General features: G+C 60.7%; 26 protein-coding genes. 10 read left to right on the forward strand and 16 right to left on the reverse strand.

What is annotated here, in order from left to right; translation table 11 throughout:
• Nucleotides 1-19: 19 nt before the first annotated feature.
• Complete coding sequence (locus BM399_RS03585) at nt 20-316, forward strand: DUF4236 domain-containing protein (protein ID WP_092864308.1); 297 nt, start codon at nt 20-22, stop codon at nt 314-316.
• Between the two features lie 94 nt (nt 317-410).
• Here the strand turns inward: BM399_RS03585 and BM399_RS03590 are convergent, their stop codons facing one another.
• The 3 genes from BM399_RS03590 to BM399_RS03600 all read right to left on the reverse strand — a co-directional run bounded on the left by BM399_RS03590 (nt 411) and on the right by BM399_RS03600 (nt 4374).
• Nucleotides 411-1640, reverse strand: a complete 1230-nt coding sequence (locus BM399_RS03590) for a patatin-like phospholipase family protein (protein ID WP_244531047.1) — start codon at nt 1638-1640, stop codon at nt 411-413.
• A gap of 183 nt (nt 1641-1823) precedes the next feature.
• On the reverse strand, nt 1824-3656 hold the full coding sequence (locus tag BM399_RS03595) for a cyclic nucleotide-binding and patatin-like phospholipase domain-containing protein (protein WP_092864314.1): 1833 nt from the start codon (nt 3654-3656) through the stop codon (nt 1824-1826).
• A 127-nt stretch (nt 3657-3783) separates the two neighbouring features.
• Nucleotides 3784-4374, reverse strand: coding sequence for a superoxide dismutase (locus BM399_RS03600; protein ID WP_092864317.1), 591 nt, complete (start codon nt 4372-4374; stop codon nt 3784-3786).
• Nucleotides 4375-5243: 869 nt separating this feature from the next.
• Between BM399_RS03600 and BM399_RS03610 the strand changes: the two genes are divergently transcribed.
• The 3 genes from BM399_RS03610 to groL all read left to right on the forward strand — a co-directional run bounded on the left by BM399_RS03610 (nt 5244) and on the right by groL (nt 8004).
• Nucleotides 5244-5591 carry an H-NS histone family protein gene (locus BM399_RS03610; RefSeq protein WP_092864323.1) on the forward strand — a complete coding sequence of 116 codons (348 nt, stop codon included), beginning with the start codon at nt 5244-5246 and terminating at the stop codon, nt 5589-5591.
• A 407-nt stretch (nt 5592-5998) separates the two neighbouring features.
• Entirely contained in the window at nt 5999-6313 is a 315-nt protein-coding gene (gene groES, locus BM399_RS03615) for a co-chaperone GroES (RefSeq protein WP_092864326.1), read from the forward strand.
• A 44-nt stretch (nt 6314-6357) separates the two neighbouring features.
• Nucleotides 6358-8004 (forward strand): chaperonin GroEL, encoded by a 1647-nt coding sequence (gene groL, locus BM399_RS03620; RefSeq protein ID WP_092864329.1) that lies wholly within the window; start codon nt 6358-6360, stop codon nt 8002-8004.
• A 133-nt stretch (nt 8005-8137) separates the two neighbouring features.
• On the opposite strand, the gene BM399_RS03625 is transcribed toward groL, so the two are convergent.
• The gene (locus tag BM399_RS03625; protein ID WP_092864332.1) at nt 8138-8587 is read right to left on the reverse strand and encodes a DUF7282 domain-containing protein; all 450 of its coding nucleotides are present in this window, start codon (nt 8585-8587) and stop codon (nt 8138-8140) included.
• 343 nt (nt 8588-8930) lie between these two features.
• Here BM399_RS03625 and BM399_RS03635 point away from each other — a divergent pair, with 343 nt between their 5' ends.
• The 3 genes from BM399_RS03635 (at nt 8931) to BM399_RS03645 (ending at nt 11139) form a co-directional block, all read left to right on the forward strand.
• Entirely contained in the window at nt 8931-9746 is an 816-nt protein-coding gene (locus tag BM399_RS03635; RefSeq protein WP_092864337.1) for a hypothetical protein, read from the forward strand.
• Nucleotides 9747-9995: 249 nt separating this feature from the next.
• Entirely contained in the window at nt 9996-10739 is a 744-nt protein-coding gene (locus BM399_RS03640) for a hypothetical protein (RefSeq protein WP_092864340.1), read from the forward strand.
• Between the two features lie 214 nt (nt 10740-10953).
• On the forward strand, nt 10954-11139 hold the full coding sequence (locus tag BM399_RS03645) for a hypothetical protein (protein WP_244531048.1): 186 nt from the start codon (nt 10954-10956) through the stop codon (nt 11137-11139).
• On the opposite strand, the gene BM399_RS03650 is transcribed toward BM399_RS03645, so the two are convergent.
• The 7 genes from BM399_RS03650 to BM399_RS03680 all read right to left on the reverse strand — a co-directional run bounded on the left by BM399_RS03650 (nt 11136) and on the right by BM399_RS03680 (nt 16863).
• Nucleotides 11136-11822: a class I SAM-dependent methyltransferase gene (locus tag BM399_RS03650; protein WP_092864343.1), complete on the reverse strand. Its 687-nt coding sequence runs from the start codon at nt 11820-11822 to the stop codon at nt 11136-11138. The two genes, BM399_RS03645 and BM399_RS03650, sit on opposite strands and share 4 nt — an antisense overlap.
• A 20-nt stretch (nt 11823-11842) precedes the next feature.
• Entirely contained in the window at nt 11843-13087 is a 1245-nt protein-coding gene (locus BM399_RS03655) for a BtaA family protein (RefSeq protein WP_092864346.1), read from the reverse strand.
• A 104-nt stretch (nt 13088-13191) separates the two neighbouring features.
• Complete coding sequence (locus tag BM399_RS03660; protein ID WP_425284065.1) at nt 13192-13935, reverse strand: UDP-2,3-diacylglucosamine diphosphatase; 744 nt, start codon at nt 13933-13935, stop codon at nt 13192-13194.
• Nucleotides 13936-14301: 366 nt separating this feature from the next.
• Nucleotides 14302-14535 carry a hypothetical protein gene (locus BM399_RS03665; protein ID WP_092864349.1) on the reverse strand — a complete coding sequence of 78 codons (234 nt, stop codon included), beginning with the start codon at nt 14533-14535 and terminating at the stop codon, nt 14302-14304.
• Nucleotides 14536-14632: 97 nt separating this feature from the next.
• On the reverse strand, nt 14633-15892 hold the full coding sequence (locus BM399_RS03670) for a CCA tRNA nucleotidyltransferase (RefSeq protein ID WP_092864352.1): 1260 nt from the start codon (nt 15890-15892) through the stop codon (nt 14633-14635).
• Nucleotides 15893-15895: 3 nt separating this feature from the next.
• Nucleotides 15896-16201 carry a DUF6111 family protein gene (locus BM399_RS03675; protein ID WP_092864355.1) on the reverse strand — a complete coding sequence of 102 codons (306 nt, stop codon included), beginning with the start codon at nt 16199-16201 and terminating at the stop codon, nt 15896-15898.
• Nucleotides 16198-16863: a CoA pyrophosphatase gene (locus BM399_RS03680; protein WP_092864358.1), complete on the reverse strand. Its 666-nt coding sequence runs from the start codon at nt 16861-16863 to the stop codon at nt 16198-16200. The genes BM399_RS03675 and BM399_RS03680 overlap by 4 nt, the downstream gene beginning before the upstream one ends.
• 84 nt (nt 16864-16947) lie before the next feature.
• Here BM399_RS03680 and BM399_RS03685 point away from each other — a divergent pair, with 84 nt between their 5' ends.
• A complete protein-coding gene (locus BM399_RS03685; protein ID WP_244531049.1) occupies nt 16948-18222 on the forward strand; it encodes a hypothetical protein in 1275 nt (424 codons plus the stop codon).
• 49 nt (nt 18223-18271) lie between these two features.
• Here the strand turns inward: BM399_RS03685 and BM399_RS03690 are convergent, their stop codons facing one another.
• From BM399_RS03690 to hemF, 3 genes are all read right to left on the reverse strand, one after another.
• Nucleotides 18272-19342 carry an alkene reductase gene (locus BM399_RS03690; RefSeq protein ID WP_092864362.1) on the reverse strand — a complete coding sequence of 357 codons (1071 nt, stop codon included), beginning with the start codon at nt 19340-19342 and terminating at the stop codon, nt 18272-18274.
• Nucleotides 19343-19497: 155 nt separating this feature from the next.
• Entirely contained in the window at nt 19498-20676 is a 1179-nt protein-coding gene (locus BM399_RS03695; RefSeq protein WP_092864366.1) for a DUF2235 domain-containing protein, read from the reverse strand.
• A 66-nt stretch (nt 20677-20742) separates the two neighbouring features.
• On the reverse strand, nt 20743-21651 hold the full coding sequence (hemF, locus tag BM399_RS03700; RefSeq protein WP_092864368.1) for an oxygen-dependent coproporphyrinogen oxidase: 909 nt from the start codon (nt 21649-21651) through the stop codon (nt 20743-20745).
• Nucleotides 21652-21791: 140 nt separating this feature from the next.
• Here hemF and BM399_RS03705 point away from each other — a divergent pair, with 140 nt between their 5' ends.
• Entirely contained in the window at nt 21792-23669 is a 1878-nt protein-coding gene (locus BM399_RS03705) for an ABC transporter ATP-binding protein (protein WP_092864371.1), read from the forward strand.
• Nucleotides 23670-23682: 13 nt separating this feature from the next.
• Here the strand turns inward: BM399_RS03705 and BM399_RS03710 are convergent, their stop codons facing one another.
• Together BM399_RS03710 and BM399_RS03715 are read right to left on the reverse strand one after the other, a co-directional pair.
• Complete coding sequence (locus BM399_RS03710; RefSeq protein WP_092864374.1) at nt 23683-24324, reverse strand: methyltransferase family protein; 642 nt, start codon at nt 24322-24324, stop codon at nt 23683-23685.
• A gap of 75 nt (nt 24325-24399) precedes the next feature.
• A complete protein-coding gene (locus tag BM399_RS03715) occupies nt 24400-24870 on the reverse strand; it encodes a tRNA (cytidine(34)-2'-O)-methyltransferase (RefSeq protein ID WP_092864377.1) in 471 nt (156 codons plus the stop codon).
• Between the two features lie 218 nt (nt 24871-25088).
• Between BM399_RS03715 and petA the strand changes: the two genes are divergently transcribed.
• A complete protein-coding gene (gene petA, locus BM399_RS03720; RefSeq protein WP_092864380.1) occupies nt 25089-25676 on the forward strand; it encodes a ubiquinol-cytochrome c reductase iron-sulfur subunit in 588 nt (195 codons plus the stop codon).
• The last annotated feature ends 10 nt before the right edge of the window (nt 25677-25686 follow it).

Here is a 25686-nt window from a genome sequence, read left to right on the forward strand (position 1 = left end):
TGCCGCTGAGGAGAACGAGATGGGTTACTTCCGCTTTCGCAAGACGATCAGCATTCTGCCCGGCGTTCGCATCAATCTCAGCAAGACAGGCGTGAGCGGCAGCCTCGGCGGCCATGGCGCGACGGTCAACGTCGGCAAGAAGGGTCAGCAGGTTACGCTCGGCATTCCGGGAACGGGGCTTAGCTATCGCACGCCGCTGAGCACGACCTTGTTCATCGGGCTCATTTTGGTCGCGGTCGTTGCAGGCATCGCTTACCTGGTCGCGCCCGACGCGGTTAAGGCGCTGCTGCATTGGTGGCAGCCGCGCTGGTTCTAATCGATCGTCGCGGACGGACGTTATTATCGAGGCGCCGGGGTCACCTCCGGCGCCATTATTTTTTATCGATCGTTCGTGTGAATGCGCCCGTCCTTCAGCCGCTGCCAGCTGGGGCGACGGACGATGACAATTCGTTCGCGGGCGGCGCAATGGACGGCGCGGGGGCTTGTCCAGGCGGCGATTTGAGCCAGACGTTCCTGCGGCCTTCGGCGAAGCCCTCTGCATAAAGGGCGGCCTGGTAACGCGGATCGTAGATTTCCTTGGTCTGCAAATCGAACGACGGCGGCACCGCCATGAAGTTGAAATCGGCCCCGCCATCGTGAGCCACCCGATAGATCTTATAGAGCTCGCCTTGGTTCTGGCTCTTGATCAGGGTCGAAATCGATCGCGCCGCAATCTGCAGAGTGGTCGGCTTCACGACCTCCTGCACGGGTGTCGCTTTGCCATTCTTGATGATGAAGTACCGGCGGATCGGCGGCGTTGAGTAGAGCGAGTCGAATGCCGCGAGCGGCGCTTCGACGGGGCTGACGAAAACCTCGCGCGTCGTTCCGCCGTCTACGTGCAATTCGTCGTAGCTTTTGCCGTCGGCCTGGACCTCGATCTTGACGGGCGGGAACGCGGCGGGAATCGCAGAGGATGCGAGAATGACCCTGCGGAAAAGTTCCGTTGCTTCGGGCCTTCTGTTGAGAGCGATCTCTCCCATGTTCCAGACGACGGGGCGCTGGGCGTCGAGATTGGTCGTCAGCACCAAGAGAACGCGGCCGCGCTTGTACTGGGCCGCAACCCGATCGAGAAATTGCCGGTCGATGTATTGCGCAATTAGATCCTGAAGCGGCGCGGTGCTCGCGAGCGCCGGTCCGCCAAAGAGTCCGGACAAGATTTCTGGTGTGACGACCTGATCCTGCTTGTACTGGGTCCAGATCACGCGCAGCTTTTCGTCTTCCGATGGTCCGAGGAAGGCGAACGGCGCGATGATGGCGCCGGCGCTGACGCCGGTTACGACTTGAAACTCCGGACGGTCGCCGCGTTTCGTCCAGCCTGCCAGGACGCCCGCGCCGAATGCGCCGTCCGATCCGCCGCCCGAGAGCGCGAGCGTATCGATGACCTTTCGGCCGTTGCGCGTTTTTGCGGTCAGCCCGACCGGCGGCATGTGCGCGGTGCGGCGGCGGATTTCTGCTAGCGGATTGCGGGGAACTTCGTCGGCCCAGAAGCGAACGCCGGGCATGCCGGGAACTTCGGCCACTTCAGCCAATTTTGCACTGGTGATGCCGTTACGCTGGATCGTCGCCGCACAGCCCGAGACGGCGAGCGCTGCGATCAACATTAGCCCGACACGAAGCCTAGGCCCCACCACGCTCACAAACCCCCGACGGATATCCAACCCCGCATACCGCTTTTCATTTACGGCACCCTCAAGGCTGCGGCAATATCGGAGAGGGCTCAGGGCGATGATAAAATGGTGTTTTTCTGATTTTTCGAGTGCGCAAATACCAATGAGCGGGCGAATTCAGGATTTTCGCACCCAATCGACGTGTCCGCGCCGATCGATTTCCGAGCGGGTGTGTTGGTAAGCCGCATCCATGATCTCACTGTGCCGGCGCCAGTCGAGGGCGCCCATCTCGGCGGGCGTTGGCGGGACGAGCAGCCAATCGCCGGCGTCGAGATGGCGTTCGAAATGTCCGCGGTTGGCCATCAGACTGCGCACCAGCACGGTCGCTGCGGACGGCGCGGCCGGGAGAGTGTCGCTCGTAAAAGGATTGAGCGCGCGCCAGATGAGTTCACGCCGCCTCGGCAAAGTCGAATAGTCGACGGTGAATTTCTCGCCTTCACCGGCTTGAAAGCTGACGACGACATTCGGTCCGCGCTTCAGGCTGTGCATTGTCTCGACCGGCACATTCGAAATCACCGAGCCGTCGACGAGCATCCGTCCATCGTCGGTATAGAATGGCGGGAGCAGCCCCGGTATCGCGGCGCTGGCGCGGATGGCTCGCCATAAATGCCCTCTCACGTGCAGCTCGGTTTCATAATTGGAGAGATCGGCCGAGACGGCGAAGTAGGGTTTCCAGAGGTCTTCGATGCGAACGGTGCCGTATTCCCGCTCGAGGTGGGCGTCGAAATGGGTGTGATCGAGCAGTCCGTATTTGGGCAGCGTATAGCGCGACATCGCGCGGCCTTCGATGAACATGCGATGGACGCCGGCGTCGATGGCATGGGGATCGAGGTCCTGCGCAAAGGCTGCGGCCATGGCGGCGCCGCCCGATGTTCCGCCGAGAAGATCGAATGCGATGCCGGCTTCGCGAAAGGCGCGATATACGCCGATGTGCGCGGAACAATAAGCGCCGCCCCCGCAGGCGACGAAGCCTAGCGCTTCGCCGGCCAGAAATCGCCAAAGGCGCGCGATGTCCTCGGTATCGCCGAGGGCGACGTGGTGGTGCATCGCCGGTTGACGGTGCGTGAGCCAGTGCCGCGTGCCTTGCGCGATGCCGCCACGCGCATGCACGACTACGAGCCTGCGGGCTGACGGCGGATGGATCGACAACGCAAAGGCTTCGAGGGACCCGAGCGTCACCGGCGATCCGACCGGCTCATCCAGCGGAGAGGCGACGAGAAGAACCTCATCAGCCTGACGAATTGCTTTTTCGCTCCACGGCGTCAGGTCTCGATCGGCAATGAAAACAATCGTGCCGTATTGGCTCTCGAGAGCGTTGAGAGCTTCGGTGAATTCGAGGTCACTCGCGGATGCGCCACTGACGATATCGGAGATCGTCGCGCTCGAGGTGATCAACGTGCCCGGCCGGGCCGTCGCTGCTTTGGCGAACGCCGACATGAAGGCTGGCGGAACGAACCCGGATGCGGCTCCGACGATTGCAATCGTACGCGGTCTCGGGCGTGCGTGCTTTCCCTGAGCGCTGTTGCTCAACGCCGAGCTGCGGCGCGTCTCGGCGGCGAGCCGGTCGGCGAGGGTCGCTGTAATTCCAGCCCAGATGGCGGATGAATTTTCGGAGATCGCGTCGAAGTCGGCACGAGTCAGGCGCACGACGATGCCATCGCGGATAGCACTCACGGTGGCTGTTCTCGTGCCGCCCGCGAAGAACGCGATCTCACCGATGGTCGAGCCGCGCGAGATCTCGGCGATCGTGCCGGAATGGCCGCCGACTTCGACGGCGAAGCGGCCGGAGAGAACGACGTAAAGAGCGTCAGCGGCCTCACCCTGCCGTACGACATGGTCGCCGCGGCGGACATGTATCGGCTGCAAGCGATCTTCGAGACGGCGAAGCGCCTCCGCTGGAAGATCCTTGAACGTCGGAACGCTCGAGAGCGTGAACCGCTTGGACGACATCGGGGCGCCGCATGGCAGGCTTTTCGAGCCTTATACCATGGCGGCGCCCCGCTTATCGAAACGCTGCGTTGCGAAACGGCAAAAGAGATTAACCGGCCGAATTGGCCAATCGTATCAGCCTGCCAAATTAGCCTGCGAGGGCCTCGACGTGCTCCCAGTTCACGAGATTGTCGAACCAGGCTTCGAGGTACTTCGGACGGGCGTTGCGGTAGTCGATGTAATAGCTGTGTTCCCAGACGTCGACGCCGAGGATGGGCTTGGAGCCGTACATCAGCGGGTTTTCGCCGTTCGGGGTTTTCACGACTTCGAGCTTGCCGTCCTTGATCGCGAGCCAAGCCCAGCCGGAGCCGAACTGGCCCTTGCCGGCTTCGATGAAGTCGGTGCGAACCTTGTCGAAGCCGCCGTAGGCGTCGACGAGCGTTTGAATCTTGCCGGGCAGTTTCTTGCCGCCGCCGCCCTTCTTCATCCACTGCCAGAAATGCAGGTGGTTATAGTGCTGGCCGACGTTGTTGATGAGACCGACGGCCTTATCGGCGTATGCGTTCTTTACGATGTCTTCGAGCGACTGGCCCTCGTACTTGGAGCCAGCGAGGAGCTTGTTGCCATTCTCGACGTACGCCAGGTGATGCTTGTCGTGGTGGTATTCGAGCGTCTCGGCCGACATGAACGGCGCGAGGGCATCATAGGCGTAGGGAAGATCAGGGAGTTTCAGCGTCATAGGACGAGCACTCATTGCAGTTGGGGGTGGATCGAAAGTCGCGGGAAAGTAGCTTTTGGAATCCGCTTGCACAAGACATGGGCTGAACCTTCCGGTCGTGCTGCGGTTCCAGCTTAAGCGACGCGTCGCTACTAAAGGCCATTTCCTAATAACCGATGTTCCAATAAGCGATGCCGGGTAAGCGATGTTGGCGACCGGCGGCGAGGGACAAGCGCCGAGGCCGCTTTTTTGTGATTTGCGGATCATTCATTCGATTGAGGGGCGCCTTGCCAGAAAGAAGCCGGGCGAATTTTACCGGCGCCGTCTCCATTCTCCGCTCCAAAATGGCCTCCGCTCCAAAATGGCGGGCAACCGGGCGGCCGCCATCCTCGCGATCCGGTTCGCAAGCCGTCCATTAAAAGGCCGGATCAAATGGCCGGGCTATTTCACCTAAAAGGGAAACCCAGAGTTTTTTACGCCAATTTGCAAAGCCGGTAGCGGCTCTTATTCCGGTAGGCCGGCTGGCTTATGCCCATTGTGGCGCGGGGAAAGGTGGGGAAAGACATATCTGAGATTGCGGGGCATCAGTTCCGGATCTATTTTTCAACCCGGACGTTTACCCGGTATTAGATTGGTTGAATAGGACTTTTGTCTGATACGACAGTGACCGCATTCATTTGTTTATATCAAGCGCGAAGCATCGGAGATATATATTCGGCGCCCTTAGGCAGCCGTCACCTATTAGCCCCCTCGTCAATAAGTGTTTGCCGAAAATTCACGACTATTGATGAGTGTGCGTTGACAAGGTGCCACATCGCAGAGATTTCTGCTGCGACGGCTTCCCAATGTGGCTACACCCGGCTCAGGATTTAGTAGAGGTTCAGTTTGTCATGCGAAAGGTACACAAGATGGCGGCGTTCAATGTCGACAAGCTCTCCCTCAAAGAACTTGTCGATCTTGAATCCAAGGTGCAAAAGGCCATCGCCGTTGCACGGGATCGGGAACGCTCCGAATTGAAAAGAAAAGTGGCCGATATGGCGGAAACGCACGGATTTTCGGTTGCGGAATTGTTTGGCGGCGTGCGGGGCCGCGGAGCCGGAAAGAACAAGTCGGTCGGGGTGGCAAAGTATGCAAATCCCGAAAACAAATTCGACACCTGGACCGGCCGCGGCCGCAAGCCGAACTGGTTAGTGGAGCGTCTGAGAAAGGGCGCAAAACTCGCCGATTTTTCGATTTAATCAATCCGACTATTAGTCGGGTAAATCGCAGAAATACTGGCAATAGGCGGGGGATATCCGGGGCGGATATCCTCGCCTAATCAGTATGCAGTTTAAATTTATCATTCCTTGTGGCCGCGCGTTTATGTTGCCGGCCGCCGATTTCATTAATAGCCACCGGATAAGCCAGTTAATGTGCGTGCAACTCTGGTAACGCTCAGGGCAAAAGCCAGCGTGTTTCTCGCCGAATTCGCGGATGTCTTAGCACTCGACTCTTGACAGTGCTAGCAGGGGGCAGCATATAGCCATCGTGCTCGAGCTTCGTAAGGATCTGTCGCGCTTCAGCCGGACAAACCGTCCCCGCCGGACCTTCAGGTCCTCCAAGTTGCGAGCCGCCGAATTGTTCATCAAATCATGAGGTTATTCCCATGACGTTCCGTCCGCTCCACGATCGTGTTGTCGTGAAACGTATCGAGGAAGAGTCAAAGACTGCCGGCGGGATCATCATCCCCGATACCGCCAAGGAAAAGCCCCAGCAGGGCGAAGTTGTTGCCGTCGGTCCGGGTGCTCGCGACGAAGCGGGCAAGATCAATCCGCTCGACGTCAAGGTCGGCGACCGTGTTCTGTTCGGCAAGTGGTCGGGCAGCGAAGTCAAGATCGACGGTGAAGACCTGCTGATCATGAAAGAGAGCGACATTCTCGGTGTGCTCTCGGCCCCCGCTAAGTCGAAGGCCGCTGCTTAATTACACGTCCCCCCAATTCTATCAAAGCTTAGGAGTTGCTCGACATGGCAGCTAAAGACGTCAAGTTTTCCCAGGATGCTCGCGAGCGTATGCTTCGCGGCGTCGACATCCTTGCCAACGCCGTCAAGGTAACGCTCGGTCCCAAAGGCCGTAACGTCGTTATCGAGAAGTCGTTCGGCGCGCCCCGCATCACCAAGGACGGTGTGACGGTCGCGAAGGAGATCGAGCTCGAAGATCGCTTCGAGAACATGGGCGCACAGATGCTCAAAGAGGTCGCGTCCAAGACGGCCGATCTCGCCGGCGACGGCACGACGACTGCAACGGTTCTCGCTCAGGCAATCGTTCGCGAAGGCGCGAAGTCGGTTGCGGCTGGCGCGAACCCGATGGATCTGAAGCGCGGCGTCGACCTCGCAGTTCAGGCCATCGTTGAAGACCTCAAGACGAACTCGAAGAAGGTCACGAAGGACCAGATCGCCCAGGTCGGCACGATCTCGGCGAACGGCGACGAAGTCGTCGGCAAGAAGATCGCGGAAGCGATGGACAAGGTCGGTTCGGAAGGCGTGATCACGGTCGAGGAATCCAAGACCCTCGATTTCGAACTCGATGTCGTCGAAGGCATGCAGTTCGATCGCGGCTATCTCTCGCCGTACTTCATCACCAACGCCGACAAGATGATCGCCGAGCTCGAGAACCCCTACATTCTCATCCACGAGAAGAAGCTCTCGGGTCTGCAGGCGATGCTTCCGGTTCTCGAAGCCGTCGTCCAGTCGGGCAAGCCTCTCCTGATCATCGCTGAAGATGTCGAAGGCGAAGCGCTCGCAACGCTCGTCGTCAACAAGCTGCGCGGTGGCCTCAAGGTTGCTGCCGTCAAGGCTCCGGGCTTCGGCGATCGCCGCAAAGCCATGCTCGAGGACATCGCTGTCCTGACGGGCGGCACGGTGATCTCGGAAGATCTCGGCATCAAGCTCGAGACCGTGACGCTGCAGCAGCTCGGCCGCGCCAAGAAGGTGACGATCGACAAGGAAAACACCACGATCGTCGACGGTTCGGGCAAGAAGTCCGACATCGAAGCACGCGTGAAGCAGATCAAGGCGCAGATCGAGGAAACGTCCTCGGATTACGACCGTGAGAAGCTTCAGGAGCGTCTCGCCAAGCTTGCTGGCGGCGTCGCCGTCATCAAGGTCGGCGGTGCGACCGAAGTCGAAGTCAAGGAACGCAAGGACCGCGTCGACGACGCGCTGCACGCAACCCGCGCAGCCGTTGAAGAAGGCATCGTCCCCGGCGGCGGCGTCGCTCTGCTCCGTGCAGGCAAGGCGCTCGACTCGCTGAAGCCCGAGAACGACGACCAGAAGGTCGGCATCAACATCGTTCGCAAGGCATTGCAGGCTCCGGCTCGTCAGATCGCAGCCAACGCTGGTGAAGACGGCTCGGTCATCGTCGGCAAGATCCTCGAGAACTCGACCTACGCGTACGGCTACAATGCGCAGTCGCACGAGTACGGCGATCTCTACAAGCAGGGCGTCATCGACCCGACTAAGGTCGTGCGTTGCGCGCTGCAGGATGCTGCTTCGGTCTCCGGTCTGTTGATCACGACGGAAGCCATGATCGCCGACGTTCCGAAGAAGGACGCAGGCCACGCGCACGGCGCTCCCGGCGGCGGCATGGGCGGCATGGGCGGCATGGACTTCTAAGGAAGTTTTTTGCCCCTCGCGCTTTGCGACCCTCCTTCGTCGAGCCGGCCGCAAAGCGCAGTCAGAAATCAGAAAGCCCCGCATCGCTGCGGGGCTTTTTTTGTTGGAGGTTTTGTTGGACGTCGTGCGCCCGTTATTCGACCAAGAGCCGGTTTTGGAGAGGATCGCCTTCCGGCCAGAGCGCAACATCCTTTTTCGTGTCTAGCGATTTGTCGCCGTCGACATCCTTATAGAGGGTCGCCCACAGCGCCGAGCCCGGCGCGACGCCAGTGCCGACCGTGACGCTCACGTTGTTATGGCTGCCCTTGTCCAGCGCTGTGAAGCCAAGGACTTTGTCCGAGCGCTTGCCGTTCTCGTCGGCAAAAACGGCGACATAGCCATTATGAGGCAGATAGACGTAGCTAATAGCTATCGCGTCGCCCTTGGGCTTCTGATCGAAGGCGATGAGGGATGCGGGAACCTCTGTGGTGGCTTCCTGGCTCGCCGGCTGATCGGTCATCGCAACCGCTGGGCTGGCCGCAAAAGCGAAGAATGCGGCGGCAGCGGCCGTGAGGGCGAATTTGGGATCAGCTGCATAAGTCATGGACGTCTCCAAAGTTAGACTGTTGGCTTAAGAGGCGCATTTGTTTGCGCATTTTCCATTTGGGGACGCTGTTCAGAATATTACACCGTTGGGTCTCTTCACGGCAGTTCACGTTCCCATCAGCGAAGATGTGATTGTTGCAGTGCAATTTGTGAGCACTTAATCCGCGCTTCGTGAAAACCCGAATAGAGAGCGAGACCTCGAACGCAGAGAGGACGCGAGTGATGTTCCGGTTTTGCTCGAACATATTCCCGCGGAAATATGCAAACGCGGCTTGTTATTCGGCGGCGCCGCAGGCCTTAATCTGAATCATCTGTGAGCGGACCAATCGCGGGATTTCTCGATGCTCTTTTCCTTCTGGTCGGGTGAAGTGAGCTGGATGGAACGCCTCTGCGTCGCCTCCGCGAAAGACATCGGAGAAGAGATTACGGTTTTCACCTACGGGGATCGCGAGAAGCTCTCCGCCCAACTCGGATGCCCGGTTCGCGATGCCGCCTTGATCCTCAGCCCAGCCGACAGGGACGAGGTCCTCCAGTTCGGCGTCGCCCACTTTTCCGATTTCTTCCGGCTCGAAGCTATTGCGCGAGGATGCGGGACCTGGACCGATCTCGACGTCATCTTCATCAAGCCGCTTCCTCGATCGGAATATGTTTTCGGCGAGCAGAATGATGAGCGGATCGGAAATTCGGTTTTGCGGCTGCCGCCGGACAGCGAGCTTCTCAATCGCTACCTTGCGTTTTGCCGGAAGCGGCCGATGCATCGCTTGGTGATGCCCTGGATGCCGTGGACGACGAAGTGCAGCCGGATCATGAAGGGCCTTGCAGCTTCGGCGATGGGGGCACGTCTCCCTGCGCCGAAATACGGACCGGCGGCGCTGACCTACTTCGCGGAGCGTTGCGGGGTCGACCACATCGCGCTTCCGGCGAAGGTTTTTTATCCGATCCCGATCAGGGGCCCAGCCATTACCCGCGTCTTCGAGCCGGGTTTCATAGAGTCGCTCGTCGGGCCCGAAACGGTAGCCGTCCACCTTTGGCGATCGACGTTCGTCCATTTCAATGGGCTTGGCGTGCCGACGTCAGGATGGCTGGCCGAGCGGGTCGCGCATTTGCTGACGCTGCGTGATTCCGAGGCGGCTGCCGAGCGGCGGTATTCGGTTTGAGGTTGGCTTCCGGCGTCGTTCGGTAGCTGGAGCTGGCTCACCAGTTCGCTAGCGAGCGCAACCCGACCTGATCACTTCTGCAATTTATAGCTGTTGACAGACTGTCGCAGCGGTTCGCGCTGAACAGAATTCCTGTACATTTATTCTTGCGCATTACTGCACAAGCTGAAGACGAGCGTCCGCATGAACAGTCATGCGCAGGCGAAGGGGATGCTTATTCTCAAAACTCCAAGACAAAGGGAAGAATAGATGTCGGCCGATATCCTGTCCAAGCTCAAGACCTTACACGACGATGTTCGAGCGCGCATTGAGGCGTCGCCGGACTTCAGAGCCATGAAAGCCGTCGAACGAGCGATCGGCGAGCTTTCGGAAGTTGTTACCGCACCATCTATTTCGGAGACTGAAGCCGCTGCCGCTGAACCGGTAGCGGAAGCGGCTCCGGAGGCGGCTGCTGAAGTGGCCGTAGAGGCTGCTCCAGAGGCTGTCGAAGCCGCTGCGGCACCGGAAGCCGCTCCAGAGACTGCTGCTGAGGCGGCTCCTGAGGCTGCGCCGGAAGAGGCGGCTGAAGCGCCGGCCGAGGCTGCTGCGGAAGTAATTCCGGCGCCTGAGGCCGCGGCGGAGGCTCCCGCGGACGTTGCAGAGGCTCCGGCCGAAGCGGCTGCGGAGGCGGCTGCCGTAGAGGCTGCCTCGGAGCCTGAGGCCGTTGCCGAGGCCGTCGCTGAGGCGGCTCCGGCTGCCGAAGCTGCAAGCGCGGAAGAGGCAGCTCCAGCGGAAGAAGCCCCTGCCGAAGCTGCAACGGCTGAAGCTCCAGCAACGGAAGCCGCCGAGCCTGCGGCTGAGGCTGCTGCTGCCGAGGTCGCGGAAGCTGCTCCTGCCGAAGCCGCCGAAGTACCTGCTGCTGAAATCCCGGCCGAAGACAAGCCGCTGGTCGCGGCGATCGTCGCGAACGGTGCAGCAACGCCAGCTGAAGGAGCCAAGACGAGCGCAGCCTAACAGGATCTTTCGGGGTCACTCTTTTGAAGGAAGCCCCGGCCGCGAGAGCCGGGGCTTTTGCGCGGGGGCGGGTGAGAAGCGAGACGGGGCAGGGAACTGCGCGGGCTTTTGCGAGTCCGACGTTTGAGAGCAGAGAACGGAGCGCAGTCGAGATCAAAGACGAACTGGCAAAGACGAACCGGCAAAGACGCCGGTCAGACTGGGAGGATCAGCCATGATGAATGCGGTTGAAGTCCATGATCATGCCCGCAAGCTCTACGTGGCGCACGGCGGCAAGGCACTCGCGGAGGCCACTGAAATGGCGCGCCGGTATGCCCGCAACGGCGACAAAGGTCTCGCGGAGGATTGGCGCCGCATTCAAGCGGCGCTCAAGGAATTGATCGGACCGAGCGTCAGCTAGTTCTGAGCGGATTGCGGTTTGCGAGAGCAGATGCCGATGCGGGCGATTGCCGAATAGTCGAAGCGGCCTTGGCTGAATGATGCCGTTCTGCCGTGTCGCTTTGCCGTTTCGTTGATCGTGCTTTCGAGATCGAGACGCGGCGTGACGCTAAAGCGGGCAAGCCACGCGCGCATGGCACGGCGCGGAAGCGGCGGCATGGATGCCATCGTGCCGAAGTCGACGATGTGCAACTCTCCACGCGGCGCGAGCTGCGTGACGGCGCGGTCGATCACAGCCTCCCAAGGCGGGATCATCGACAACGCGTAGGAAATGAAAATGCGGTCGAACTTTCTTATGCCGAAAAGTTCCGCGGGAGAGAATGTCGTCGCGTCGGCTTGCGCGACCGTTATCGCGTCGCCAACGTGGCTCCGGTCGATGGCGGCGCGCGCGGTCTTCAGCATCTCTTCGGAAACGTCGAGCCCATAGAATTGCGTGGCCGGATAAAGGTGCGCGGCGCGAAGCAGGTTGCGCGCCGTCCCGCAGCCGATCTCGAGCACGGATCCCGGAACCGGCGGATCGAGCTCATTGATCAATTGATCGCGGCCGAGAAGATAATAGCGGCGCGTCAGGTCGTAGATGTAGCGCTGGTGGCGGTACATCCCGTCCATTGCACTTGCGGCGGTCGTGTTCGTGGCAGCGGTCATCGTTGCGATCGTCGCCCCGGTTAGGCGTTTTTGACGTAGAGATGGAAGCCGCCGTAGATCGCGGAGCGGTCCTTGTTGTGGATCTCCGCCGATTTCGCGGCGTCGTAGGTCCACCGATCGAGGGTCGCGTCCGATACGCGGCCGGGCAGAATGCTTTCCTCGCCCGCGGTCCGGAAGATGACGCGTGCGCCGGGGCGGGCCGTGCGCGTGATCTCTTGCCAAAGGGCGTTGAGCGCGCCGTCGTCCATCCAGTCCTGCGCGTCGAGCAGCACGTAGCGGTCGAGGCTTTCAGCCGGTTCGTTCGACAGGAAGCGGATCATGTTGTCGTGGATGACGTTGACCCGGTTGGCGCGCGCTTTGACGGCCATGAAATTCGCTTTGTCGAGATAGGGCGGGCAGGGGCCTTCGCCCTGCGCCGGGTAGCGGCGGCCAAACGCCTGCCAGGCGAAATAGTTGTCTTTCAGATCGAAGCCGGTCGCGAGGCGTTCGGAGCGCTCTCTCAGGACGTCCGACATGCGCCGCGAGCCGCCGTTGCACAACGCATCGTATTGCACCGGCGGGATGCCCAAGCCGAAGAGCGAGGCGCGGTTCGACGTGATCCAGCGCAGCACGGGGTGTTCGAAGGCCGGCGCGATTTCGCGCGCGAAGATTTCGCGCTGCTCTTCGATGGTGCGCGCTTCGAGCATACGCTTCGGGTTGGCGCCGAACACGCGCGCCGCGATGTGTCCGGTGGCGATGAAGCGTCCGAGCAAGCCGAAATGATAGAAGTTGCGTGCGAACCGCGAGATGCGGCGGCGGCCGCTGAGTTCGCGGCCTTCCCAATAGCCGCGCGTATCCGCGTCGAGGTGCTGGGCGATCAGATCGTTATAGAGGTGGATATTGCGGCGGTCGTTGGCTGCGCCGAAGAAGCGATAGAACGTTGCGTGGTTCGGCAGGTGCTGCGCTGCCGCCACTTTGAGCTTCAGCAACGCGATGTGAGTTTGGTTGAGATCGATCGCGTAAATGCGTGCCGGATTGGCCGTCAGGTAGCTCATGACGTTGCAGCCGCCGGAGGCGATCGTGACGAGGCGGCTTTGCGGCGTGAGCTCCAGGGCCTCCATGTCGGCGCGCGGGTCTTCCCAGATCTGCGGATAGACCATCGAGCGGAAAGCGAACGTGAAGGTGCGTTCGAGAATGCCTGCAAGGCTCAGAGCGCTGTTCTGATGAACAGCTTCGCTCAGGAGATCGGTGCTCGTCGGTTCGAAAGCTTTGGCGGTGACGTTCAAATGAGATCTCCATTTTGATTGTTTCGGACGACACGCGTCGATTTTGCTTTGTTTCGGACGACACGCGTTCCGCGCGCCGGCCGTCCGAAACGGGCCGTCCGAAACTAGGCCGCTTCGACGAGCCAACGGCCCGAGGGCGCCTGCTTGCCGCGGGCGGCCAGATGTTCTTTCCAGCGAATGATTTCGAATTGTCCGTCGAAGCGCTCTGCGATCGCCGTGCAGCTTTCAACCCAATCGCCGCAGTTCAGATAGTGGATGCCGTCGATCATGCGTTCGTTGGCGTGGTGGATGTGGCCGCAGATGAGGCCGTGCGTGTCGCGGCGGCGGGCTTCGCCGGCGAGAGCTTCTTCGAACTCGCCGATGTAATTGACCGCGCTTTTCACCTTGTGCTTCAGGAACGCGGAGAGCGACCAGTGCCCGAGGCCAAGTTGACGGCGCATGAAGTTCAGCGGGACGTTGAGCGCGAGTGCGGCGTCGTACGAGCGGTCGCCGAGGAATGCCAGCCAGCGGGCGTAGCGGACGACGACGTCGAATTCATCGCCGTGCAAGACGAGATAGCGTTTGCCGTTGGCGCCTTCGTGCACGGCATCGCGGCGCAGCTCGACGCCGCCGAAATTCATTCCCGCGTAGTCGCGCAACCCGTCGTCGTGATTGCCGGGGATGAAGACAACGCGCGTGCCCTTTCGGGCCTTGCGGAGCAGTTTTTGCAGGACGTCATTGTGGCTTTGCGGCCAATGGGGGCCGCGGCGAACTTTCCAGAAATCGACGATGTCGCCAACCAGATAGAGGTCCTGGCATTCGACGTTTTTGAGGAAGTCGATAAGGGCTGTCGCTTGCGAGTTACGCATCCCGAGATGGATGTCGGAAATGAAGACGGCCCGATAATTCAATTCCGGGTTCGGTGCGCTCAATGTCAGCCCCCCAGTCAGTACGCTTTCCACAAAAGCAGCTAAGCTTTCATGCGAAACGTAGGACGGGATTCATGTTACAGGCGTATGACGAAGGCCTGCGGCTGTGAGGTCAGCGAGCGGCAAAAGCCCGGCTCGCGCACATTTACCAATAATTCCGGATGGAAAAAGGACGTGGACTGAGGCTTCGCTGCAGCCTGGCGGCGACCGCCTTTGCGCTCAGCCGCCCGGAAGGTTTTTGTTGGCGTCTGGCTCTCCCCTTCGGGGAGCCGGCCGCCAGTCACAGCAGCCGAGGGGGCTTCGAACTCAAAGCTCCGTACGTTGGGAGATACGCTCCCATGCAAACAGCAGAGCAGTATCGACGGCACCGACGATAAGAAACGCCAGCGCGATCGGATATGTCGATGCTTCGGGCAATCCCAGATCTGTCCCGCGAGTCGATACGGCGAGTGCTGAGACGAGACTGAGAAGAGCTAGAACGGCGAAGACAACTTGGACGAACTTGCGCGAACGCTCGCGCTCCCGACCTATAGTGTCCATCAGGTCATTTCCCCAACGCAATACAAACAGCAGACCCCGCAACGTCAGAGAACCTATCCGGAGCAAAAGCCCAGGTGAAGTGAAATATTTTGCTTAGCTAAGCAAGTGCCTCGGCCGCCAAGTCTTTAAGCACTTTGCGTTGTTGTTCAGCATCAGAGGGGAAATCGTTCTCGATCCACCAGCGTTCGAAAGCGTCGAGAACGCGGCCGATGGCTACTCCTTGGGCAACACCGAGCGCCATGACATCGCTGCCGGAAAAGGGCATTTTGGAAGCGTTCCAACGATCCGGCAGCAACGCTCGAGCGCGCCAGTTTGGGGCGTTGGGTGAAGCGCCGGACCGAGCCCACGCGAGCCGTACCGCACGGCGGAAACTTTCCCGGCCGAGTCTATAAAGGGCCGCCCGGCCCGCGGATTCCGGCGTGTGCGGATCGATACCCGGGTCGGTCTCGAGGGCTGCTGCAATGCGATGAGCGTCGGCATTGGAGAGCCTGAGCTGGTTGGCGAGAAAGATGTCGTCGCCCGGATGAATGACGGCGAGGGCCGCCAAACGCGTTATCGGATCGGGTGGTTCGCCGAGGGCGGCTTCGATGGCGGCGAGCCGGACGAAACGATCCGGCTCGATCTGCGTCCGGACTGCCAGTTGCAGAATGCCGGCGTCGTACATGACACCAAGCACGTCAGGTGCGCCGGGCGCTGCGAGAAGCTTCAGCATCTCGGCGCTCACACGCTCGGCGGAGAGGAGGATCAAGCCATCCTTCAACGCTTCCGCCGCGGCGAGGCCGGTCGGATCGAGTTGGCCGCTCCCATATTGGGCGCTGAAGCGGAAGAAGCGGAGAATGCGAAGGTAGTCTTCGCGTATGCGCGCTTCTGCGTCGCCGATGAAGCGGACGCGGCGCTTGCGGATGTCGGCTAGGCCGCCGCCCACCGGATCGTAGATGTTTCCATCGAGATCGCAGTAGAGAGCGTTGATCGTGAAGTCGCGGCGGGAGGCGTCTTCCGTCCAATCGTTCGTGAATGCAACGACGGCGTGACGGCCATCGGTTTCGACATCCCGGCGAAGGGTCGTGACTTCGTATGACTGTCCATCGCTAACGACGGTTATGGTGCCGTGGTCGATGCCGGTCGGGTAGGCGCCAAGGCCGGCATCACGCGCGAGACGCATGGTGTCTTCGGGGGGCGCTGTCGTCGCGATATCGACTTCGTGGACGGGCCGATCGAGCAGCGCATTGCGCACGGCGCCACCGACGACGCGGGCTTCGGCGCCGCCGGCGCCAAGTGCGCCGAAGACCTTCGCCAAGGCAGGCGAGTTCAACCACGGGGCGCTCAAGCGCGGCCATTTCAGCGGAGTGTCAGCCATGGATCAGGGCTTTGCCGCCGGCTGCTCGGCCGGTTCGGGGACATGGATGCTATGGCCGGGCTCCAGCTTGCCACCTTCGATCGAGGCCGGCACGTAAACGTCGCGCGGGCTGTTGTGAGACCGCGACGAGAACGCAATGAGCGTTCCGAGCATCAGCACGGCGCCGGCGACGAAAAGCCGAAGCAGAGGCGCCCGGCTCACGATCGCCGTAAGGCCCGCCCATTCGTCTTCCTTGAACGCGACCCACATGACGTAAACGAGCGTCGGCAACAGGAAGAAGAAAATGTTTTCGATGACGATCCGAGTCATATGCTGAAAAGTCTCCGATAGAGCGTGCGAATTATTCCAGCGGTTGCACCCCAAATATAGCGTTCTTCGTAGGGCATTGCATAGAAACGGCGCTCGATGCCGCCGAAGACCCGACTGTGTATCTGATGATTGGCTTCGTTCATCAAAAAAGCGAATGGAACTTCAAAGACGGAGGCAACTTCCTTTGGATCCGGCGTTAGCTTGAAGCCGGGGCGAACGAGGGCGACCGACGGCGTGATGATGTAGCCTGTGCCGGTGCGATAAGGCGGCAGGAAGCCGACCGGCTCTATGAAGGCCTGATCCAAGGCGATCTCTTCGCGTGTTTCCCGCAGTGCAGCAGCCAGCGGGCCAGCGTCGAACGATTCCACTTTTCCGCCCGGAAAGGCGATTTGACCGGCGTGAGACGGCAAATGATCCGTTCTTGCGGTCAAGAGAACTGAAAGAGGCTGGTGCGCGATGATGGGCACCAGAACCGCGGCGTGGCGAAGGCCCGCTGTGCTGCGGGTGCTTCCCGGATTGAGATCATCGTCGCTTGGAGATTGCGGTTCGTCGAGAAGCTGCGGGGTCGCGAGGAGGCGAGATCGCGCCAATTCCTCGAATGTCGCCGCATCGAAACCGGGTGTGTTCATATTGGTCATAATGGGGGCGGAAAGTCGGTCCATTGCTCAACTCTAGCCGAAGTTGAAGGATGACACGATCCGATGGCCGGGCTCCAATGAATCACGGTACCTTCACTTCGTGATTTCATGCTGCGTCTCGAGACCGGCAAAGTGGAGCTTGGCGTGGGTTATCAAAGGTCGACATTGCCGTTTCGCTCGCTTGTTCGTTTCCTGGGGCTCGCCACGATGGTGCTCGGGACGATGTTTTCTACTCAATCGGCGAACGCGCAGGCATTGTCGACGGCTGATTTTCTTGCCTCGCTTTCGGATCGTGAGATCGAGCAGTTTCGCGAGTGGAAGGGCGCCCGGCGAGAATTCGAAGCGCAGCTCGACCAGTATTGGGCAGCAGTGGATCAGAAGCGCCAGGGGCGCAAGCGGAAGCGGTCTGGGAAAATTCAGTTCGATACGAGCGATTATGTGATGAGCTTTCCGCCGAAGTACCAGGGGCCATCCCTGTCCGGCGATCTCGCTCAGAAATACGATCGATTTCTCGTTGCGCAGAAGCAGACCGATCCGACGCAGCCGAAAGAGCTTGCGACGGTGCCGGATTACCTGGCGGCTGCGAAGAGTGTCTACAATTTCGTTCCCGAACGAGTGTCTGAGAAGGAATTCAAGCTTCGTTACGCGCGGGAGGCGGTGGCGCTCGGTCTTTCGAAAGAGCAGGTGGTGCGCGTGTACGCGCTCGAGACGGGCGGCGTCGGCACCTACGATATGCAATCGGGACTTCATCCGAGCAATAAAACCGGCCGGGCGATTTCAAGCGCGCTCGGCTATGCGCAGCTGCTCGATGCGAACTCGGTCAACGAGCTTGCGCGCAGCGGACCGACTTTCATTTCGCGCATCACTCAGAAACTGCGCGATCCGCGCAACTCGCCGGAGCGAACCGCGCTTCTGAAGCACAAGCTTGCGGTGCTGAAGAAGATGTACGCCAACGTCAAGCATCAGCCATTCGAATGGACTGTGCAGCAGGCATACGCAAAGACGCGCGAGGGCATGGGCATTCATACGCTCAACATCGACGCAGACATCGGGCCCATGTTGCAAGCGATGAAGCTGAAGACGTTGCAGGATACGGCGGCAAAGCAGGGCCGGTATTCGCTATCGGGCGCTGAACTCGAGCTGATGAACTTGGCCGGGCCGGTGACGGGGCTTGAAATGATGCAATCGCCGGGATCGGAAGCGCCGACGACAAATTTCTTTGCGAGGAGCGCTTACTACGTCAACAAAATGGTGATCGGGTTGACGGGGGCGCAGCTGCAAGCCGAACTCGACCGGCGAATGACGTTTGCCATGACGAAGCCCGGATCGTTGGAGTTCGCGGACGCTTTTGACACCATTGCAGTGCGAGGCGCCGAGCGTTGAGCCCGGCGCCGGTATTCGTGTGACGATCAGCGAAGCTGCGACGCGCTTCTCACACGCTCGCTTCTTCCTTGGATAGCGCGGGGTAATCGGTGTAGCCCTTGGCGCCGCCGCCGTAGAACGTGGACGGGTCCTGCGGGTTCAACGGTGCGTTCAGTTTGAACCGCTCGGGCAGATCCGGATTGGCGATGAACTCCTTGCCGAAGCCCACCGCATCGGCCGCTCCGGAATTGAGGGCGACCTCAGCCGATTCCTTCGTGAACTTCTCGTTGGCGATGAGCACGCCGCCGAACGCCTTCTTGATTGCCGGGTTGATCGAGTCCGGTGCTTCGTGTTCGCGCGTGAAGATGAAAGCGATTTTACGCTTGCCCGCTTCGCTCGCGACGTAGCTGAAGGTTGCGAGACGATTGCTGTCGCCCATCGAGTGTGAATCGGCGCGCGGCGCGAGATGGAGGCCGACGCGATCCGCGCCCCAGACTTCGACGCACGCATCGACAACTTCGAGCATCAGGCGCGCGCGGTTTTCGATGGGTCCGCCGTAGGCGTCGGTGCGATGGTTCGTCGAATCCTGCAGGAACTGATCGAGGAGATATCCGTTGGCGCCGTGAACTTCGACACCATCGAAGCCCGCGCGCTTCGCGTTCTCGGCGCCGCGACGGTAGGCGGCGATGACGCCCGGGATTTCGCTCAGCTCAAGCGCTCGCGGCACGACGTATTCGCGCTTGGGGCGCACCAAGCTCACGTGGCCTTCCGGTGCGATGGCGCTTGGCGCGACCGGCAGTTCACCGTCGAGATAGACCGGATCGGAGATGCGGCCGACATGCCAGAGCTGCAAGAGAATGGTGCCGCCAGCGGCGTGCACAGCGTCGGTGATCTTTTTCCAGCCGGCGACCTGCTCATCGGACCAGATGCCCGGCGTGTCGGGATAGCCAACGCCCATCGGGGTGACGGAGGTCGCTTCCGTGAGCATCAATCCGGCGGATGCGCGCTGCACATAATAATCGCGCATGAGGTCGTTCGGCACGCGTCCGGCGCTGGCGCGGCAACGAGTCAGCGGAGCCAGCACGATGCGATTCTTCATCAGGAACGCGCCAGCTTGGAGCGGATCGAATAATAATGCCATTTATGTTTCCTAGGGATTGGGCTCTGATACTGCTACCGGGCAAGTGCTACCGGGGTAGCAAAGTTGCAAGACAAGTGGCACCGCGTGCGCCAAAATGCTGCTCTGCATAATTGTTGGAGCGGCTGCGATAACAGCGGTGATGCACGATCCTACAATCAGGCGTTCTCTGTGTGGACTTCTTCGTCGCGGGCTCTCTCGTCACGAGCGGGCGAGACTGCCGCCACAAGAGTTGACGGCTCGTAAATGCGTTCGTTAACGCGGCTGCCGTTCGCCTCGCGGATGGTTTGGCCGAGACGGTCTAGCGCGCTGTGGTGGATCGTCTCGTTCAACGAAATAAGACCCTTCCCGAGCTTGCTCGTTCTCCAGTTGTTGAAGGCGCGGCGACGCCGATGCGGGATGCCACCGGCATCCTGTCGAACAAGTCGCAGATAGGGAACGCGTCGGCTGAAGACGGAACGCCAGCCGCTGTTGCTGACGTGTTGAAGGCCAAGGGGATCGGGGCGGCTCTCGCGCTCCAGTCTCGCGATATCAATCGCGAGGTCCGTCAGCGATTGTATTTTCTCGACCATCCAGAGAAGCGCGACATCCGATAGCTCCGTTTCGGGCGAGCCGCCGGACACATCGGCGTGCGTGCCGGGGAACCACGCCTGCTCGACGCGCTGGTGCGACGGCAGCATGACGTCATCGGGCAGGGTGAACATCGATGGGCGAAAGGCGCCGCGTGTTTCATCGATCGAGACGGCATGGAGTGCGATATCGATCGTGTTGTGCCATCGGAGGTCGTGGCGGTTGAACCGGCGTGCGAGCCAAGCCCATGGCCAATTCGGATTTCCGGCATGGCCGACGGTATCCCACGCACCGATGCAACGTATGCGGACCGGATAGTGACACGCGGCGCTGAGTTCGGCGACGGCATCGAATTTGCGGCGACGCTCCGATTTGCGGTAGAGCCGCCACGCTTGATCGATCGGGAAATCGGCGTCTTTTCGGGCTATGCCGAAAAGGGCGATAAAGCTTGCGAGGCTGCGCGCTTCGTAAGCTCCGCGCGAAATGCCGAACAGATAGATTTCGTCGCCCGGTTCGTAGGTGTTGCGAAGAAACTCGTAGGCCGCCTTGATCCGCTCGCTGATTTGAAGGCCGGCCGCGGCCTTCAAGGAGGCCCACCGCTTTTCTTCCGACGGCGCTTTGCCGAAGACGAAGCGGACGAGTTGTCTTCGACCGCGATCGTCCGCCGGGAGGACTGCGCTCGCGAGCTTCGCAGCGTTGGTTTGCGGCGACGCTCCGCCCTCGTCATCGTTCCAAGTGCCGTCCATGGAGCAGACGAGGCGTTTCATTTTGCCTTCCCCCCGGAGACCGCACGCGGCGACACTAACGCAACGGAACTAGAATTTCCCAGTCAATTAAGGCCACTTTACCACGGGCGGCATGGACGAGAGAATGCTTTCGACATTGCCGCCCGTCTTCAGGCCGAACATCGTGCCGCGATCGTAGAGAAGGTTATATTCGACATAGCGGCCGCGGCGAACCAATTGCTCTTCGCGCTGCTCATCGGTGTAGGCCATCGTATAATTGCCTCTGACGAGCATCGGGTAGACGCTCGCAAAGGAGCGGCCCACATCCTGCGTGAAGGCAAAGGCTGCATCCCAGCCGCCTTCGGCGTCGGAGGGCGTCAGGTAATCGTAGAAGATGCCGCCAACGCCGCGCATTTCGTTTCGATGCGGCAGAAAGAAATAGTCATCGCACCATTTCTTGAATTTAGCATAGTCGGCAACGGGGTGGGCTGCGCAGGCGCCGTACATTGCGGCGTGAAACGCGAGCGTGTCGGCGTCGGATTGCGTGCGGCGTTTTTCGAGAACAGGGGTCAGATCGGCGCCACCGCCGAACCACCATTTCGACGTTGCGATCATGCGGGTGTTCATGTGAACCGCCGGCACGTTGGGGTTGCGCGGATGCGCGATCAGCGAAATGCCGGACGCCCAGAATTCGGGGCTCTCTTCGGCTCCCGGAATTTGCTTGCGGAACTCGGGTGCGAATTCGCCGTAGACCGTCGATGTGTGAACGCCGACTTTTTCAAACACGCGGCCGTGCATCATGCTCATGACGCCGCCGCCGCCTTCCGCGCCTCTGTGGTCGGTGCGCGACCAAGGTTTGCGCGTGAACGTGCCTGGCGCTTCGCTTCCGTGCGGAGCCGTATCCGGGAGGCTAGATTCGAGTTTCTCGTATGCCCCACAAATATCGTCGCGCAGCCTTTCGAACCAGGCGCGGGCGGCTGCTTGCTTTTGCCCCAGGGGCGTATCGGATGCGTTCATCTAGAATTAGGTACCGTGTCTTGTTTTTGACGGAAAAGATCCTTAGCCCTAACAGGCATCCACGATCAACATCCGGTCGCTGTCGCCCGTCGGAACATCCGGCCGCGGTCATGCGCCGCTTTTTTGCTTGCGATAGACCAATGCTCAGCCGCCTCATGACCTGGGGGGAGACCCGCATCAAGCCGTTCGACGAGCGCTCCATCGAGCGCCCGCCGGACCAGCTGTGGGCATTCTATTGGTTTTTTATCAAGCCGCTTTGGCCCTTCTTCGTATTTCTGCTGATCGCGGGCTGCCTCGGCTCGATCATTGAAGTGGCTCTGATGGGGTTCGTCGGCACGATCGTCGACAAGATGCGCGTGGAGAGCGATCCGGCGAGCTTCATCTCGAACCATGGCTTGATGCTGACGCTGATGGCCTTCGTGGCGCTCATTCTGAGGCCGGTCGTGTCGGTTGGGCACGACTTCATCAAAAACCAGATCATCGCGGCCGGTTGCACAGCGCGCATTCGCTGGCAGACGCACCGCTACGTGATGCGGCAGAGCCTCGGTTTCTTCCAGAACGATTTCGCGGGCCGCGTCGCCAACAAGATCATGCAGACCGGAACGTCGCTCCGCGAAAGCGTGGTGCAGCTCATCGATGCGCTTTGGTATGCGAGCGTGCAGTTTGTGGGTTCGGCGTTGCTTTTCGCAGCTTCCGATTGGCGGCTGACGGTGCCCCTCGTCCTCTGGCTCGTCGCCTATATCATGACGCTGCGCTATTTCGTGCCGCGCATCAAGCAACGCTCGACGGAATCCTCCGAAGCGCGTTCTATGCTCATCGGGCGCATCGTCGACAGCTACACGAATATCATGACAGTGAAGCTCTTCGCTCACGCCGAGCGGGAGGATACTTACGCGCGCGAGGCGCTGACGGAGCAGGTGCAGAAGTGGCAGGCTTCGCTGCGCCTCATCACGGGAATGGAAATCGTCCTTTACCTGCTGAACGGCATCCTCCTCGTCGCGACGACAGGCTTGGCGATCTGGCTTTGGACTTTGCAGTACGTCTCGGTCGGCGATATCGCCGTCGTCAGCGGCCTCGTCATTCGCATTGTGACGATGTCGGGATGGGTGATGTGGACGATTTCGGACGTATTCGAGAACATCGGCGTCGTCCATGAGGGCATGGAGACGATCTCGCGGCCGAACCTTTTGGTCGACAAGCCGGATGCCAAGCCGCTCACCGTGCCGCGTGGAGAAATCCGGTTCGATCACATTCATTTCCATTACGGCGCCGGCCGCGCGGCTTCGGACGATGCGCCGCCGCGTGTGATTGAATCGCTCTCGCTGACCGTTCGTCCGGGCGAGAAGGTGGGTCTGGTCGGCCGCTCGGGCGCCGGCAAGTCGACGCTCGTCAATCTGCTCCTGCGTTTCTACGATCTCGAGGGCGGCCGCATTCTGATCGATGGGAAGAATATCGCGGACGTGACGCAGGACAGCCTGCGTGCGGAGATCGGAATGGTGACGCAGGATACGTCGCTGCTTCATCGTTCGGTCCGGGACAACATTCTCTATGGCCGTTTGGATGCGAGCGAAGCGGACGTCATTGCGGCGGCGCGACGGGCCGAGGCGCACGAGTTCATTCGTGGGCTCGAGGACTTGAAGGGCCGTCGCGGATACGACGCGCATGTCGGCGAGCGGGGCGTGAAGCTTTCCGGCGGCCAGCGTCAGCGCATCGCGATCGCCCGCGTTTTGCTGAAGAACGCGCCTATTCTCGTCCTCGACGAGGCGACGAGCGCGCTCGATTCCGAAGTCGAATCCGAAATCCAGTCGAGCTTCGAAACGCTTATGCGCGGCAAGACGGTGATCGCCATCGCGCACCGGCTGTCGACGATTGCGGCCATGGACCGGCTCGTCGTCATGGACGAGGGGCGGATCGTCGAAGAGGGTTCGCACGCCGATCTCTTGAAGCGCGGCGGGATTTACGCGCAACTCTGGAGTCGTCAGTCCGGTGGGTTCCTGGCGCGAGAGGCGGCCGAATAGGCGGCAGATCGCGCTATCGCTTGGTCTGGAGATGTTTCGCGAGCGACGGCGATTTGGTCATGACGAAGGCTGAAAGCTCGGCTGCGGCGTGGCGAAGATTGAAGAAGCGCGGCACCTCGGCTTTGTAATCGAGGTAGCTGCGGCCGTAGCGCGTCTCGAGCCAGGGCTCCTCGGCCCTTGCCATCATCGCGTAGACGATGACGAGCGAGCCAGCGAGCAGGGTTGCATCCCAAGCGGCGGCTGCGATCCCAAGCGTCGCGAAGGCGGCGATGGCGGTGGCATACTGCGGGTTGCGGGTCCACCGGTAGACGCCGCCGGTCGCCAGTCCGCTTGCCTGGCAGTAGGTCGCCTTCCGGCCGAGCGACCACAGCGTATAGGCGTACGCGATCCCTGAAATCAGCGAGACGGCTGCGCACGCGATCCGAAGCGGTAGGGCGTCGCCGCCGAGCGTCGTCAGGAACCGCTCGATCCCAAGGATCAATACAACGACGTTCAAAGTGCGGAAGAGAGTCCAGAAGCCGAAGCTTTTGAGGGAGCCGACGGGGGGCGCCGGCCATATCCGCCACTCGCCGTTCAATTGGCCGATGACGAGGCCCGCGATCAATAACAGCGCCGATGCGGCGCCGGCGATTTCCAGAATCTGTTCGATCGACATCGGGCGCTTGCTGATCGCGTAGGTGATGCGAACGGAATGCCGGATTCACGTGTCACTCGTACGACAGCTGCGATGTCAGGGGTGAGGATAACCGCCGGTCTGGCGGAGCGCTTCGCCGAGAACGATGGCGGCTGCAACGGCGACATTCAGCGATCTCAGTCCCGGCCGCATCGGGATCGTGATGCGTGCGTCGACGCGGTCGTGCACGGCATCGGGCACGCCGGCGCTCTCGCGGCCGAGCATCAATGTGTCGTCCGGCGCGAAGCGGAAGTCGCAATGGGGTATCGCCGCTTTCGTCGTCAGGAGGACGAGGCGGCCCGGTGGGGTCGAGGTGGCCGCCCGCTGTTCCATGAAGGTTTCGTAACCGGCGTGCCGGGCCAGCTCGACGTGGGGCAGATAATCGAGGGCGGCGCGCTTGAGCGCGCGGTCGCTCATGTCGAATCCCGCCGGTCCGATGACGTCGACAGGGATGCCGAAGCAGGCGCAAAGGCGCAGAATCGTGCCCGTGTTCTGCGCTATGTCAGGCTGGTAGAGAGCGAGTCTCATGGTCAGCGCGACCTGCGATTGCAGCCACTCAAATGTCTAGTTGGAAATATGTGCCAAATTGCCTCTCGCTTTTTGTCGCGGTCATATTGATAGCCGGGTCAAAGGCTGTCAGAACGATCACCAGGGAAGTGAAACGAGCAAACTAGAGCACTAAAAAAAGGCAAAGACGGCGGGGCTGTCTCGCACGATCGAAAGCCGCACAGCGTCTCTGGTTTCCAATGCGAGAGGCATCCGTGAGTACTGAAGCACTAGAACCGAACCGCCGGGATTTTCTGGTGGTGGCCGGCAACGCTTTCGTTGCTGTCGGCGCGGCGTCACTACTTTGGCCCTTCATTCAACAGATGAATCCCGACGCCAGCACCATGGCGCTCTCGTCGGTCGAGGTCGATCTGTCGCCGGTGAAGGAAGGCCAGGCCATCACCGCGATGTGGCGCGGCAAGCCGATCTTCATCCGCAACCGTACGAAAGCCGAAGTCGAGGCGGCGGAGAACGTCGACGTCAAGACGCTGCCGGACGACAACGCGCGTAACGAAAACTTGCCGGGCGACGAGCCTGGAACCGACGCCAATCGCACCATCAAGGGCCATGAGAACTGGATCGTGCTCATCGGTATCTGCACGCATCTCGGGTGCATTCCGAAGGGCCAGGCCATGGGCGACGAGCGCGGCGAGTACGGCGGTTGGTTCTGCCCCTGCCACGGCTCTGTCTACGATACCTCCGGACGCATTCGAAAGGGTCCGGCACCGCGAAATCTCGAGGTGCCGACCTATGCGTTCACGACTGATACAAAAATAAAGATCGGTTAGGGGGAAAGCG

Source organism: Hyphomicrobium facile, assembly GCF_900116175.1.
Taxonomy (GTDB): domain Bacteria; phylum Pseudomonadota; class Alphaproteobacteria; order Rhizobiales; family Hyphomicrobiaceae; genus Hyphomicrobium_B; species Hyphomicrobium_B facile.